This is a genomic window from Mesorhizobium erdmanii USDA 3471 (genome assembly GCF_000472705.1).
GTDB lineage: Bacteria > Pseudomonadota > Alphaproteobacteria > Rhizobiales > Rhizobiaceae > Mesorhizobium > Mesorhizobium erdmanii.
Map to the genome: position 1 here is coordinate 594,303 of NZ_KI421453.1, position 13,026 is coordinate 607,328.

Annotated in this window: 12 protein-coding genes and 1 pseudogene; 3 read left to right on the plus strand and 10 right to left on the minus strand. The window is 63.5% G+C overall.

Features of this window, described 5'->3' with window-relative positions; translation table 11 throughout:
• Positions 1-9: 9 nt before the first annotated feature.
• Positions 10-1,194, minus strand: coding sequence for a mannonate dehydratase (gene uxuA, locus A3AU_RS0130130; protein ID WP_027056206.1), 1,185 nt, complete (start codon positions 1,192-1,194; stop codon positions 10-12).
• Positions 1,195-1,297: 103 nt separating this feature from the next.
• Here uxuA and A3AU_RS0130135 point away from each other — a divergent pair, with 103 nt between their 5' ends.
• A complete protein-coding gene (locus tag A3AU_RS0130135; RefSeq protein WP_027056207.1) occupies positions 1,298-2,083 on the plus strand; it encodes an SDR family NAD(P)-dependent oxidoreductase in 786 nt (261 codons plus the stop codon).
• Positions 2,084-2,105: 22 nt separating this feature from the next.
• Here A3AU_RS0130135 and A3AU_RS1000000137035 read toward each other — a convergent pair.
• A pseudogene (locus A3AU_RS1000000137035) lies at positions 2,106-2,715 on the minus strand (alpha-ketoglutarate-dependent dioxygenase AlkB).
• Between the two features lie 137 nt (positions 2,716-2,852).
• On the opposite strand from A3AU_RS1000000137035, the gene A3AU_RS0130145 reads away from it, so the two are divergent.
• Positions 2,853-3,053: a KTSC domain-containing protein gene (locus tag A3AU_RS0130145; protein WP_027056208.1), complete on the plus strand. Its 201-nt coding sequence runs from the start codon at positions 2,853-2,855 to the stop codon at positions 3,051-3,053.
• Between the two features lie 19 nt (positions 3,054-3,072).
• On the opposite strand, the gene A3AU_RS0130150 is transcribed toward A3AU_RS0130145, so the two are convergent.
• The 8 genes from A3AU_RS0130150 to cyoA all read right to left on the minus strand — a co-directional run bounded on the left by A3AU_RS0130150 (position 3,073) and on the right by cyoA (position 11,351).
• Positions 3,073-4,335: a DUF763 domain-containing protein gene (locus tag A3AU_RS0130150; protein WP_027056209.1), complete on the minus strand. Its 1,263-nt coding sequence runs from the start codon at positions 4,333-4,335 to the stop codon at positions 3,073-3,075.
• A gap of 123 nt (positions 4,336-4,458) precedes the next feature.
• Positions 4,459-4,995, minus strand: a complete 537-nt coding sequence (locus A3AU_RS0130155) for a response regulator transcription factor (RefSeq protein WP_027056210.1) — start codon at positions 4,993-4,995, stop codon at positions 4,459-4,461.
• Positions 4,985-6,337 carry an ATP-binding protein gene (locus A3AU_RS0130160; protein WP_027056211.1) on the minus strand — a complete coding sequence of 451 codons (1,353 nt, stop codon included), beginning with the start codon at positions 6,335-6,337 and terminating at the stop codon, positions 4,985-4,987. The genes A3AU_RS0130155 and A3AU_RS0130160 overlap by 11 nt, the downstream gene beginning before the upstream one ends.
• A complete protein-coding gene (locus A3AU_RS0130165) occupies positions 6,334-7,155 on the minus strand; it encodes an SURF1 family protein (RefSeq protein ID WP_027056212.1) in 822 nt (273 codons plus the stop codon). The genes A3AU_RS0130160 and A3AU_RS0130165 overlap by 4 nt, the downstream gene beginning before the upstream one ends.
• Positions 7,152-7,529, minus strand: a complete 378-nt coding sequence (cyoD, locus tag A3AU_RS0130170) for a cytochrome o ubiquinol oxidase subunit IV (protein ID WP_027056213.1) — start codon at positions 7,527-7,529, stop codon at positions 7,152-7,154. The genes A3AU_RS0130165 and cyoD overlap by 4 nt, the downstream gene beginning before the upstream one ends.
• Complete coding sequence (gene cyoC / locus A3AU_RS0130175; RefSeq protein ID WP_027056214.1) at positions 7,526-8,152, minus strand: cytochrome o ubiquinol oxidase subunit III; 627 nt, start codon at positions 8,150-8,152, stop codon at positions 7,526-7,528. The genes cyoD and cyoC overlap by 4 nt, the downstream gene beginning before the upstream one ends.
• Positions 8,153-8,161: 9 nt before the next feature.
• Positions 8,162-10,159, minus strand: a complete 1,998-nt coding sequence (cyoB, locus tag A3AU_RS0130180) for a cytochrome o ubiquinol oxidase subunit I (protein ID WP_027056215.1) — start codon at positions 10,157-10,159, stop codon at positions 8,162-8,164.
• Between the two features lie 10 nt (positions 10,160-10,169).
• Positions 10,170-11,351, minus strand: coding sequence for a ubiquinol oxidase subunit II (cyoA, locus tag A3AU_RS0130185; protein ID WP_027056216.1), 1,182 nt, complete (start codon positions 11,349-11,351; stop codon positions 10,170-10,172).
• 209 nt (positions 11,352-11,560) lie between these two features.
• Between cyoA and A3AU_RS0130190 the strand changes: the two genes are divergently transcribed.
• Entirely contained in the window at positions 11,561-12,883 is a 1,323-nt protein-coding gene (locus A3AU_RS0130190; RefSeq protein WP_032918359.1) for an MFS transporter, read from the plus strand.
• Positions 12,884-13,026: the final 143 nt, after the last annotated feature.

A 13,026-nucleotide genomic window follows, 5' to 3' on the forward strand; every position in this document is an offset into this window, starting at 1 on the left:
ATGGATTGCTCAGGCCATCCCGAACTTCTCCACGGCGCGCATGATGCCGCGCAGTTCGGCGAGGCCTTTCAGGCGGCCGATGAGGGAATAGCCGGGATTGATCTTCTTCTTGCCGATGTCGTCGGCGAGCAGATGGCCGTGGTCCGGCCGCATCGGAATGCGCCAGTCGGCGCGACCGTCCTTGCGGCGGCGCGCCTCCTCCTGCATCAGAGCGAGGATCACATGCGCCATGTCGGTGCCGCCCTCGAGATGCTCGGCTTCGTAGAACGAACCATCGTCCTCGATGGTGATGTTGCGCAGATGGACGAAATGGATGCGGTCGGCGAATTCCTTGACCATGGCGACGATGTCGTTGTCGGCGCGCGTCCCATAAGAGCCGGTGCAGAAGGTCAGGCCATTGGCCGGACTGTCGACGGCGTCGAGGATGAAGCGCGCATCCTGCGCGGTCGAAACGACGCGCGGCAGGCCATAGAGCGAGAAGGGCGGGTCGTCGGGATGGATGCACATGCGCACGCCCTCCTCTTGCGCCGCCGGAATGATCTCGCGCAGGAACCAGGCGAGGTTATCGCGCAATTCCTTCGGCCCGATCCCCTCATACTCCGCCAAAGCCTCGCGGAAACTGTCGCGGTCATACTTGCGCTCGGTCGCCGGCAGGCCTGCGATGAGATTGCGCTCGATCTGCTCGATCTGCTCCGGCGTCAGCGCCTTAAGCCGCTTCTCGGCCTCGGCGATACGTGCCGGCGTATAGCTGGCGGCGCCGTTCTTGCGCTGCAGCACGAAGAGGTCATAGGCGGCAAAATCGATGGCATCGAAGCGCAGCGCGTAGCCGGATGTCGGCAGCCGATACATGAGGTCGGTGCGCGTCCAGTCCACCACCGGCATGAAATTGTAGCAGATCGTCTTGATGCCGGCCTTGGCGAGCGTGCGGATGCTGTCACGGTAGTAACCGGCATAGCGCTCGCGTTCGGGCGCGCCGATCTTGAAGGAATTGTGGACCGGGATGCTTTCGACGACAGACCATGTCAGGCCTGCGGCCTCGATGATCCGCTTGCGTTCGAGCACATCGGCTTCGGGCCAGGCCCTGCCATCGTAGATGTGGTGAAGCGCTGAAACCACGCCGGTAGCACCGGCCTGCTTGACATGTTCAAGCGTTACCGGGTCATCCGGACCATACCAGCGCCAGCACTGTTCCATTGCAACTTTCCTTTTCGCGAGAGACCGGCAACCTATTGTTTGACACTGATGAGTGTCAAACTGAGAACCCGAGTTTTCGATAGCGCATGAAGGAGCTTCCACGATGACGGATTTCGACGGCAAGGTGGCATTGGTGACGGGGACGACCGGCATCGCACTCGCCACCGCAAGACGGCTGGCGCAGGGGGGTGCCGCCATCATCGCCTGCGGCATTGACCGGGCAGCCAACACCGCCATGCAGCAAAGCCTTGCCAAAGCCGGAGCGAACGCCCTGGTGCGAACGGTCGACGTCTCCGTCTCCGATCAGGTGCGCGACGCGGTCGCGGCCGGCGTCGCGAAATTCGGCGGCATCGACATCATCGTCAATTCCGCCGCGGTCCATCCCTACGGAACCGCGACGACGACCGACTGGGAAACCTGGAACCGGGCGATGACGGTCAATGTCGGCTCGATCTACCTGACCGCCCATTTCGGTATCCCGGAAATGATCAAGCGCGGCGGCGGCGCCATCGTCAACGTCGCTTCGGTGCAGGGCTTCGCCTGCCAGCAGAATGTTGCCGCCTATGCAACGACCAAGGGCGCCATCCACACGCTGACGCGTTCGCTGGCGCTCGACTACGCGGCATCGGGCATCAGGGTGAATTCGGTCAGTCCGGGTTCGATCCGCACACCGATCCTGGAGAAAGCCGCGCGCGGCGACCATGGCAGCGATGCCGATGTCGAAGAGGCCTTCAGGCGCTTCGGCGCGGCCCATCCGCTCGGCCGCATCGGCGAACCGGAGGAAGTGGCGGAACTCATCGCCTTCCTGTGCTCGTCCAAGGCCGGCTTCTGCACCGGCGCCGACTACAAGATCGACGGCGGCCTCACCGCCGGCATCGGCGTGAAGTAGTATCTCGGGATTGGGTTCGACGTCAGGGGTCTCGCGACCGCAGCGTCCGCAAGGTGATCGAGTAGCGATGTTCAGCAAGCGGCGGGATGCTGTGCTCCCACTCAGTCCGTGAAGGCCCGGTCATAAGATAGGCTGATCTTGGCTCGACGACGACGGTCCGGCGCTCCCATCTGTCATCGTGCTTTCGCCGCAGTCGAAAGCTGCAGGGCGCCAGCAGAGAAACGCCGGCGACATCCTCGAAGTGTGGCTTGTCGCGATGCCAGCCGATGCCGGCGCCAGGCCGGTATTCATTGATCAACACTTGCGCGAAGGCCTCGGCAGGCCGGCGCGCGAAGGCCGCGACCTTCCGGCGTAGAGACAACAGAAACGCGGGTATCGGCGCCGCCGCGACGACTTCGCGCCGGTCATAATCATAACGCAGGCCGAAACCGACGACGCGCCGGTTTGCCAAATGGCCATGGAAATCGAACGCCTGGAACGGCAGCCCTTCGCCGGGAAAGCTCTATCTCTTCCTGCGGCGTGATCAGGCCGGGCTGGTAGGAAAAGCCGTGGGGCAGATCCTCCGCAGCGCCGAAGAGATCGTGCTGGAATGCTGGAATGCGGTCGGCGCCTTTCGGTTTCAGTGGTGACATCCCGCCTAGATGGTGAGGGCCGGACTGCAAGGCAATACGGAGCCGTGCTTGCGTGCGTGGCGGATGATATCCTGCGCAACGGCAGGGAACCGGACCCATACTGGTGGGTTAATCGGGTTGAGCCGTCAGGTGCCGCCATGCCGTCGACAGCGATCCGAAACACCCAATACGACCCTTCGACCGGGACCCTCTCCGTCTGGTTTGTGCCAAGCGGCCATCGCTACGACTATATGGACGTTGCCCCGGCAACCTATGCGGCATTCAGGAAGGCCGCCTCGAAAGGGCGCTTCTTCAATGAATTCATCCGCGACCACTACAGCTACCGTCGCGTGGCGTGACGCGGAGGAGTAGCAGCTCTCATGCCTTTTTGTTCAACTCCGCTGGCGCCTGGTCCGGCGCCGGTTCCCAGCCAAAGACGCTGCGGCCGCCAAGCAGATGCGACTGGTCGAATTCTCCGGCAACGATTTCCTTCAGGCTGGGGCCGGTGACGTATCGCTCGACTTGTCGCGATTGATCGTCGAGCCGCTTCAACGCACCGATTTCCTCTTCGCGGCCAAGCCTGGCTTTCTGCACGGCGGACTTCAGCACGCCGATCGTCTCGTCATAGACCTTGAGCGGAACAGGGAATGGATGCCTGTCCTTGCCGCCATGGGCGAGTGAGAAACGGCCTGGATCGGAAAAACGGCACGGCGCGCCATGCACCACTTCGGCGACGAGGGCCAGCGCGCGCACCGTGCGCGCGCCGACGCCGGGAACCAGCAGCAACTCGGAGAAATCCGTCGGGCCACGTTCGGCGGCGGCCGCCATGTTTCCATGCAGGCGGCGCATGACGATATCGCTTTCGCGAACATCATGGTGAGCCGGCATGACCAGGTGAGGCAGCAACGGCTGCTCCGGAGCCGGTGCTGTGCCGGCATCCAGGGCAGCGAATTCCCGCAGGATGCGATCCGGCCCGAGGTCCTGCAGCAGGTCCAACTGGCCCTGGCGCGAAGCCTCGGCGCGGCGGTCGGTCAGGTTGACAATCTCGCCCTGGTTGGCACCTTCGATGGCGGCGTGCGGCTGATCGACGAAACTCTTCAACCCTTCAGATAGCCAATGGTAGCGGCGCGCGACCTTGCTGTCGCCGTTCATGCCTTGCTGCACCACTACCCAGTCGCCGTCGTCGGTGACGATGAAGCCATGCAGATAGAGGTCGAAGCCATCCTGAACGGCGGCACTGTCGACCTTGGCGACGAGCCGGCTGACGGTGGCCAGGCGCGTTCCGTCGAAGCCGATGCGCTCACCAATGGCGGCAAGCTCATGCGGGGTTTTGCGCGAATGCGCGCCACGGCCCCCACACACATGAACGCCGAGTTCGCCCGACAGCGGCGTCAGACCGCGTTTCAAGGCGCCGACGACGCTGGTGGTGATGCCGGACGAGTGCCAGTCCATGCCCATGACGGCGCCGAAGGACTGGAACCAGAACGGGTGCGCCAGACGCCGCAGCAAATCGTTGCGGCCATAATGATGAATGATCGCCTCGCACATGACGGCGCCAAGGCGCGTCATGCGGTCACCCAGCCATTTCGGCACGCGTCCGCCGTGAAGTGGAAGATCAGCACTGCCCGATCGTTGCGCCAAGTCTGTTGCCTGTTCCGTTTTCCCTCGACAGATAAGTACCGACGACCGCGCGGGAAAGTGTCAAATGTCGGGAGGTGGCTGATCGATGGCCAAACCGGTTCCGGCCCGTCCGCAAGCCGAACTCTATCTCACCACGCGTTTCTCGAGCTTGCGGGCCAGGGTGCGCCGGTGCAGGCCGAGCCGGCGCGCGGTTTCGGAGATGTTGAAACCGGTCTCGACCAGCGTCTCGTGGATGCGCTCCCATTCGAGATTCTTGATCGAGGTGGGACGGCTGCTGAGCGACACCGAAACGTCGCCCTCGGCGCGGCCGAAGGCGGCTTCGATATCGTCGGTGTTGGCGGGCTTGGCTAGATAATGGCATGCGCCGAGCTTGATCGCCTCGACCGCCGTGGCGATGCTGGCAAAGCCGGTCAGCACGACGATCCTCATCGACGCGTCGCGGGCGCTCAAGAGCTTGACGCACTCCAGCCCGGAGCCGCCGGCGCCAAGCTTGAGATCGACGACGGCGTAGGCCGGAACGGCTGTTTCGAGGGCGCGGAGCAGATCTTCCCTGCCGTGGCAGACGATGACGTCGTAGTCGCGCTTTTCGAAAGAGCGTTTCAGCGTCTTCGCGAAAGTGGCGTCGTCCTCGACGATAAACAGGGATCGATCAGGCCTCATGATCATCTCCATCGGTCAGCGCCGCGAGCGGCAGCGAAAGGGTAACACAGGCGCCCTGCTCCATGTTAAGCGCCGAAAAGTCGCCCCCCAGCTTTCGAACCACATTGACGACGAGGAAAAGGCCGAGGCCGCCGCCTGGCCGTCCCTTGCTCGACATATAGGGCTGGCCGAGCGCCGCCAGAATACCCTCGTCGAAACCCGGCCCGCGGTCGCGCACGGCAATCACCAGTTTTTCGCCCTGCCGCTCGGCGGTGACGCCGACCCAATCGGGCGAGGCTTCCTGGGCGTTGTCGAAGACGTTGAAGATGACCTGCTTCAGCGCCCGGTCGGAGACGATCTGCTCGTCGGGTTCGAAATCGTTTCTGTATTCCAGATTGGTCGGCTGGCGGCTGACGCGCCATTCCTGGACAAGATCGTCGAGGAAATGCCTGATGCTGGTGCGGATCGTACCTTCGCCCCGCGCCTGCCCCGACGACATGAGGATACCGGACACGATGCTTTTGCAGCGCTCTATCTGCGCCTGCATCTCGGCCACGTCCCCGACCAGCTCACGATTGCGGGTGACGCCGCGCATCTGGCGCCAGTCGGACAGGATGACGGAGATTGTCGAAAGCGGTGTGCCCAGCTCGTGCGCGGCACCAGAGGCCAGCAGCCCCATGCGCACGATGTGATCCTCCTCGGCCGAGTGCTGGCGCAAATCGGCGAGATAGGCATCGCGTTCGCGCAGATTGCGGTTGATGCGCGTCATGAAAATCACGATCAGGCCTGCCGCCAGCACGAAGCAGATGAACATGCCCCTGATATGCAGGGCCAACAGGTCGCTGCCGCCGTGATGCGGGATCGCGATCGGCTGGAACTGGAAAGTGAGGAAAACAAAGCAGGCCGAAGCGGCGGCCACCAGGCTCCAGGTGGACCAGGGTGTCAGCAGGGCGGCGCCAAGCGTGATCTGCAGCAAATAGAGTGAAACGAACGGGTTCGAGGCACCGCCGCTCAGGTAAAGCTGGATCGTCAGCGCCGCCATGTCGAAGATGAGCGCGACGAAGAGCTGGGCGTTGCTGATCGGGCGCCGGCCGCGCGAAGCGAGGAGGCTGAAGATGTTCAGCCCGACGAGAAAAAGCACCACGCCAGCCATCTCCGGCAGCGGCAACGGGATATCGAACCCGTATTCCGTGACCAGAATGGTAAGCACCTGGCCCGCCACCGCCAGCCAACGCAGTTGAATCAGTAGGAGAAGGTTCTTGCGGTTCGCCGCATCGGGATCGGGGACCGCATCATTCTTGCCGGCAAGCGATGCCGCCGCGAAGGATTTGTCATTGCGAAACGTCGGCGTCGTGACGCTCATCTTGCCGGTCCTTGCCGCCGGCGGCGGCCGATGATCGGCGCGGCCAGGGCTGTGGCGAGCATCGCAGCGAGCGTGAACCAGGTCAAAGCATAGACGAGGTGGCTGTTGCGGAACGTCACGACGGTCAGGCCGCCGCGCGGCCAGCCTTCCACGCCCGACGCCTCCGCATCGACGAAATAGGGGGCGACGTCGTCCGTCAGGCCGCGCGCGGCTGCGATGGCCTCGACATCGCGCGAATACCAGCGATTGCCCGCGGCGTCGTTGTTGCGCAGGAAACCGCCGCCGGGCTCGCTCATGCGCAACAGCCCATCGATGACGGCCGTCGCGGCGGAGCCGCCGCTCTCTTGTTCGAACTCGGCCTTGCGCTCCTGGGGAATGAAGCCGCGATTGACCAGAACGACGAAGCCGCGGTCGGTTCGCATCGGCGTCAGCACCCAATAACCGCCGCCAAGCTCGGTAACCGCCTGCACCAGCGTGTTGGCGCCGCCAAGAAACCGCCCGGCCAAGCGCAAATGGCTGTATTCGGAACCGGCCGCCGTGATGCCGCTCCAACTTGCCGGGCCGGGCGCGTCAACAGCGGGGGCGTGGATGCGCTGGTCGACACGGGCGATCAGGTCGAGCTTCCAGACCCGCCTTTCCAGCTGCCAGATGCCAAGCCCGACAAACATCAGCACGCCGAGGAGGCCGAGCAGCGCAAGGAACAGCCGCGATGCGGGCGATCTGCCCGCGTCCGTTCGTGGCGCGGCGGCCAAACCAATGCCGGCCTGCCCCGTCCGTGTCTCGATGCTAGCCCTCCCCGCCCCAGGCGTCGGGCTCATGGCATCTCGCGCATGTCGTGCAGCCCCGGCATCATATTGGCGTTGAGATGGTACATCACCCAGAGCGAGCCGGTCAGCACGATGACGACCAGGATCAGCGTGAAGATCAGCGCCAGCATCGACCAGCCGCCCTCGGAAGCCGTGTTCATATACAGGAAGAACACCATGTGTACGACGATCTGCACCACCGCGAAGGCCATGATGACGATGGCCGTCGCCTGCTTGTCGTCGATGGCGCCGCTCATGACCAGCCAGAACGGAATGGCGGTCAGGATCACCGACAGGACGAAGCCGATCAGGTAGCCCCTGAACGATCCATGCGCGGCGCCGCCATGGGCGTGGCCGTGATCCTCAGCGTGATCATGAGCGCTCATCGCAACATCCCCATCAGATAGACGAAGGTGAAGACGCCGATCCAGACGACGTCGAGGAAATGCCAGAACATCGACAGGCACATCAACCGGCGGCGGTTGGCCTCGACGAGGCCGAACCGGGCGACCTGCGTCATCAGCGTCACCAGCCAGACGAGGCCGAAGGTGACGTGCAGGCCGTGGGTTCCAACCAGGGTGAAGAAAGACGACAGAAAGGCGCTACGCTGCGGCGTCGCGCCCTCATGGATCATGTGGGAGAACTCGTAAAGTTCGATGGAGAGGAATGCCAGACCAAACAGGCCGGTCACGGCAAGCCAGGCTTGCGTCGCCGCGACGCGGCCCTTGTCCATGGTCAGCATGGCAAAGCCATAGGTGATCGAGGAGAACAGCAGCATGGCGGTGTTGAGCGCCACCAGGTCGAGGTCGAACAGGTCCTTCGGCGCCGGCCCCGCCGTGTAGTTGCCGCCGAGCACGCCATAGGCCGCGAACAGCATGGCGAAGATCAGGCAGTCGCTCATCAGATAGAGCCAGAAACCGAGCATGGTGCTGCCGCCTTCGGCGTGCGCATGCTCTTCTTCCAGGTGGAAGACCGGCTCGGCGCCGGCCGTGGTTGCACTTGAAGCCATGCTCAAACCCTAACCCTGGGCGGCGAGGAGCGTCGTCCTCGCCTCCTCCGTCTGCGTCACCTCGGCGGCCGGAATGTGGAAGTCTCTATGATAGTTGAAGGTGTGGCCGATCGCGGTGGCGATGAGGCAGACGAAGCTCAGCGCCGCCAGCCACCAGATGTACCAGATGAGGCCGAAGCCGAGCGCCACGCTGAAGGCGGCGAGGATGACGCCGGTGCCGGTATTGCTTGGCATGTGGATCGGCTTGAAGCCCGAGAGCGGCCTGACGTAGCCGGCCTTCTTCATGTCCCACCAGGCGTCGTTGTCGCGCACGACAGGCGTGAAGGCGAAGTTATAGGCAGGCGGCGGCGAAGACGTGGACCATTCCAGCGTGCGGCCATCCCAGGGATCGCCGGTCGGATCCGTCAAGGCCTCGCGGTTCCGGATGGAGACGTAGATCTGGATCAGGAAGGCGGCGATGCCGATTGCGATCAGTACGGCGCCGAAAGCGGCGATGACGAACCATATCTGCAGCGACGGGTCGTCGAAGACACGCATGCGGCGCGTTACGCCCATCAGGCCGAGAACGTAGAGCGGCATGAAGGCGAACCAGAAGCCGACCACCCAGCACCAGAATGACACCTTGCCCCAGAATGGATCGAGCTTGAAGCCGAAAGCCTTGGGCCACCAGTAGGCGATGCCGGCAAACAGGCCGAACAGCACGCCGCCGATGATGACGTTGTGGAAATGCGCGATCAGGAACAGGCTGTTGTGCAGCACGAAGTCGGCCGGCGGCACGGCAAGCAGCACGCCGGTCATGCCACCGACGGTGAATGTGAGCATGAAGGCCATCGTCCACATCATCGGCAGTTCGAAGCGGATGCGGCCGCGATACATGGTGAATAGCCAGTTGAAGATCTTCGCCCCGGTCGGGATCGAGATGATCATCGTGGTGATGCCGAAGAAGGAATTGACGCTGGCGCCGGAGCCCATGGTGAAGAAGTGGTGCAGCCAGACGAGGTACGACAGGATGGTGATGACCACCGTGGCGTAGACCATCGAGGTGTAGCCGAACAGGCGTTTGCCGGAGAAGGTCGAGGTCACTTCGGAAAAGACGCCGAACAGCGGCAAGATGAGGATGTAGACTTCCGGGTGACCCCATATCCAGATGAGGTTCACATACATCATCGGGTTGCCGCCGAAATCGTTGGTGAAGAAGTTGGTGCCGACATAGCGGTCGAGCGCCAGCAGCGAGAGCACTGCCGTCAGCACCGGGAAGGATGCCACGATCAGCACGTTGGTGCACAGCGACGTCCAGGTGAAGACGGGCATGCGCATCAACGTCATGCCGGGCGCGCGCATCTTGATGATGGTGCAGATCAGGTTGATGCCCGACAGCGTGGTGCCGACACCCGCCACCTGCAACGCCCAAATGTAATAATCGACGCCGACGTCGGGACTGTAGCCGATGCCCGACAGCGGCGGATAGGCGAGCCAGCCGGTGCGGGCGAATTCGCCGACGAACAGCGAGGCCATGACCAGGATGGCGCCGCCGACCGTCATCCAGAAAGAGAAATTGTTGAGGAAGGGGAAGGACACGTCGCGCGCGCCGATCTGCAGCGGCACCACGAAGTTCATCAGCCCGGTGACGAAGGGCATCGCCACGAAGAAGATCATGATCACGCCGTGTGCCGTGAAGATCTGGTCATAGTGATGCGAGTTGAGGTAGCCCTCGGAACCGTTGAAGGCGATGGCCTGCTGCAGGCGCATCATGATGGCGTCGGAGAAGCCGCGCAGCAGCATGACCAGGCCTAGCACCATGTACATGATGCCGATCTTCTTGTGGTCGACGCTGGTGAACCATTCGCGCCAGAGGTAGGTCCACAGCTTGAAATAGGTGATGACGCAAAGAAGGGCGATGCCGCCTAGCGCCACCGCGGCGAAAGTGGCCACCACGATCGGCTCATGCAGCGGCAGCGAGTCCCAGGTGAGGCGGCCGAAGATGAATTTGGTCAGCGAATCGGGCATCGGCTTTCTCTCACAGTTCACGCCGCAGCAGGCCGAGCGGCGTCGTCTCCGCCTCGGCGCTACGGCTGTCGGTCCCTGGACGCAGCAGCCCCGCCCCACGCAGCGGGGACAGATTCTTCGCCGGCCAATATGTCGGCCAGGCATCGCGGGACGCGCGCGAGACGGCGGCGGCCTCTTCCGCCGTGCAGATGCTGGCGACGTAGGACGGATCGTTGCCGAACACCGCGCCGCGCCGGGCGAGCTTGTCGTATTGCAGCGGCAGCGTGTTGCGCACGCCCGCCAGGCCGAGGCCGCCCTTGGCGTCGATCGACATCATCTCGTTCATGCACATCTTGCCGCGCTCGACGCACAAATTGAGGATGGCGCCATAAAGGTCGGGATCGACGGAGGCATAGTGGCGGACCGGCTCGTTCTCGCTCGGCTTTTCGAGTTCGAGATAGGTGTCGCGGTTGAGCGCCGCCGACGCTGTCCGGGACTGTGCCACCCACTGGTCGAAGGCCTGGTCGGACAGGCCGTGGAAGGCAAAGCGCATCCCCGAAAAGCCGGCGCCGCTGTAATTGGCCGAAAAGCCGCTATAGGTGCCCGGCCGGTTGATGACGGCGTGCAGTTTGGTCTCCATGCCCGGCATGGCATAGATCTGCCCGGCAAGGGCGGGGATGTAGAAGGAATTCATCACCGCCGAGGATGTGATGCGGAAGTCGATCGGCTGATTGACCGGCGCCGCCAGTTCGTTGACGGAGGCGATGCCATAGTCCGGATAGATGAACAGCCATTTCCAGTCGAGCGCCACGACCTCGACCTTGAGAGGCTTGTGCAGCTCGGTGACCGGCTGGCCGGGTTCTATGCGGTCGATGCGGCGGTAGGGGTCGAGCAAGTGCGTGCCGAGCCAGGTCAGCGCGCCAAGGCAGATGATGATGAGCAGCGGCGCTGCCCAGATCACCAGTTCCAGTTTCGTCGAATGGTCCCAGTCCGGCGCATAGGTCGCCGAGGCGTTGGATTGCCGGTAGCGCCAGGCGAAGAAGACGGTCAGCGCCATGACCGGCACGATGATGATCAGCATCAGCAAGGTCGAGACCACGAGCAGGTCGCGCTGCTGGGCCGCGACATCGCCGGCGGGCGCAAGCACGACCAGGTCGCAGCCGCTCAACAACCCGGCCAGGGGGAACAGAAGCAAGGCTCCAAATCGTTTCATCAAACGCTGCCCTCGATGGACCACGGCAACCGTTCATGTTGCAGTGCAGTATCAAGGGCTACTGCTCGCCGCGCCGCGGCAACATTGGACAATTTGTCCAATGCCCAGCCGGCATGGCTTTGGCGCAGTGTGCAGTGCACAATGGCACCCCCGGGGGATTCCCCCGAAATTGGATCCTGGACAGTTCAATCCACGCGGCGACGGACAAGATGGCTCAGACTTCGACTGCCGAAACGAACAGCGAGCTGATCGGCTCGCATCATGGCCAGGTCAGCGCGGGCGATATCGCGGTCGGTGTGATCGTGGGCAGGACGTCGGAGTTCTTCGACTTCTTCGTCTATGCGATCGCGTCCGTCATCGTGTTTCCCAAGCTCATCTTTCCGACGCACGATCCGCTGGCTGGAACGCTCTATTCCTTTTGCATCTTCGCGCTCGCCTTTGTCGCGCGCCCTTTCGGCTCCGTGCTGTTCATGGCCATCGACCGTGCCTATGGCCGCGGCGCGAAACTGACGATCGCGCTTTTCCTGCTCGGCACCTCGACCGTCGCCATCGCGTTTCTGCCGGGGTATGGCGATATCGGCGCGGTCGCGATCTGGCTTTTGGCACTTGCCCGCATCGGACAGGGCCTGGCGCTCGGCGGAACATGGGACGGACTGCCCTCGCTCTTGGCGCTGAACGCACCGCGGAACCGGCGCGGCATCTATGCCATGATCCCGCAGCTGGGCGCGCCGATCGGTCTCATCGTGGCAAGCGCTCTCTTCGCTTTCTTCGTCGCCAATCTGTCGGCCGACGACTTCCTCGCCTGGGGCTGGCGCTATCCCTTCTTCGTCGCCTTCGCCATCAATGTCGTGGCCTTGTTCGCCAGGCTGCGCATCGTCGTCACCCCCGAATTCTCGAAATTGTACGAGAGCGGCGACCTTCAGCCGACGCGCATCAGGGACACGATCAAGGCCGAGGGCCGCAACGTCGTCATCGGCGCTTTCGCGCCGCTGGCGAGTTTCGCCCTGTTCCATATGGTGACGGTGTTTCCGCTCTCCTGGGTGTTCCTGTTCACCCATGAGGGGCCAGCACGCTTCCTGGTCATCGAGGCGGTGAGCGCGCTGTTCGGCATTGGAGCCATCGTCGCGTCGGGGCCATTGGCCGATCGCGTCGGACGCCGTGCGCTGCTCGGCGGTTCGGCGATCGCCATCGCCACGTTCAGCGGCTTTGCCCCGCAGCTTCTGGATGGCGGCACCGTCGGCGAGGCGCTGTTCATGGTGCTGGGCTTCATCCTGCTGGGGCTGAGTTTCGGGCAATCGTCTGGCGTCGTCGCCTCGAGCTTTTCGCGGCGGCATCGCTATACCGGCTCGGCGATCACTTCGGATCTGGCTTGGATGTTCGGCGCCGGCTTCGCGCCGCTGGCAGCCCTGCTGCTGGCCGGCAATTTCGGTCTCATCGCCGCCGGCGCCTATCTGTTGTCGGGCGCTGCCTGCACCCTGCTTGCGCTATGGATCGACGGGCGCCGTCCTGCCGCGGACCGTCAACCCGATTGATTTCGCGGTTCGCGATCGCGGATGATGTGGCCGATGGCACGGGCGATCCAGCATGAGCAGCAACGATAACGACCCGGGCAAGCCCGACTGATGTTCCGCCCCCGCCAGACGCAAGGCGACTAGGACCTCGCCGACCTGGCGCG

What these genes read in the sequence shown, in the direction of transcription:
- uxuA (WP_027056206.1), bottom strand. Translation starts at nt 1,194, where the DNA reads ATGGAACAGTGCTGGCGCTGGTATGGTCCGGATGACCCGGTAACGCTT.
- A3AU_RS0130135 (WP_027056207.1), top strand. Translation starts at nt 1,298, where the DNA reads ATGACGGATTTCGACGGCAAGGTGGCATTGGTGACGGGGACGACCGGC.
- A3AU_RS0130145 (WP_027056208.1), top strand. Translation starts at nt 2,853, where the DNA reads ATGCCGTCGACAGCGATCCGAAACACCCAATACGACCCTTCGACCGGG.
- A3AU_RS0130155 (WP_027056210.1), bottom strand. Translation starts at nt 4,995, where the DNA reads ATGAGGCCTGATCGATCCCTGTTTATCGTCGAGGACGACGCCACTTTC.
- A3AU_RS0130160 (WP_027056211.1), bottom strand. Translation starts at nt 6,337, where the DNA reads ATGAGCGTCACGACGCCGACGTTTCGCAATGACAAATCCTTCGCGGCG.
- A3AU_RS0130165 (WP_027056212.1), bottom strand. Translation starts at nt 7,155, where the DNA reads ATGAGCCCGACGCCTGGGGCGGGGAGGGCTAGCATCGAGACACGGACG.
- cyoD (WP_027056213.1), bottom strand. Translation starts at nt 7,529, where the DNA reads ATGAGCGCTCATGATCACGCTGAGGATCACGGCCACGCCCATGGCGGC.
- cyoC (WP_027056214.1), bottom strand. Translation starts at nt 8,152, where the DNA reads ATGGCTTCAAGTGCAACCACGGCCGGCGCCGAGCCGGTCTTCCACCTG.
- cyoB (WP_027056215.1), bottom strand. Translation starts at nt 10,159, where the DNA reads ATGCCCGATTCGCTGACCAAATTCATCTTCGGCCGCCTCACCTGGGAC.
- cyoA (WP_027056216.1), bottom strand. Translation starts at nt 11,351, where the DNA reads ATGAAACGATTTGGAGCCTTGCTTCTGTTCCCCCTGGCCGGGTTGTTG.
- A3AU_RS0130190 (WP_032918359.1), top strand. Translation starts at nt 11,561, where the DNA reads ATGGCTCAGACTTCGACTGCCGAAACGAACAGCGAGCTGATCGGCTCG.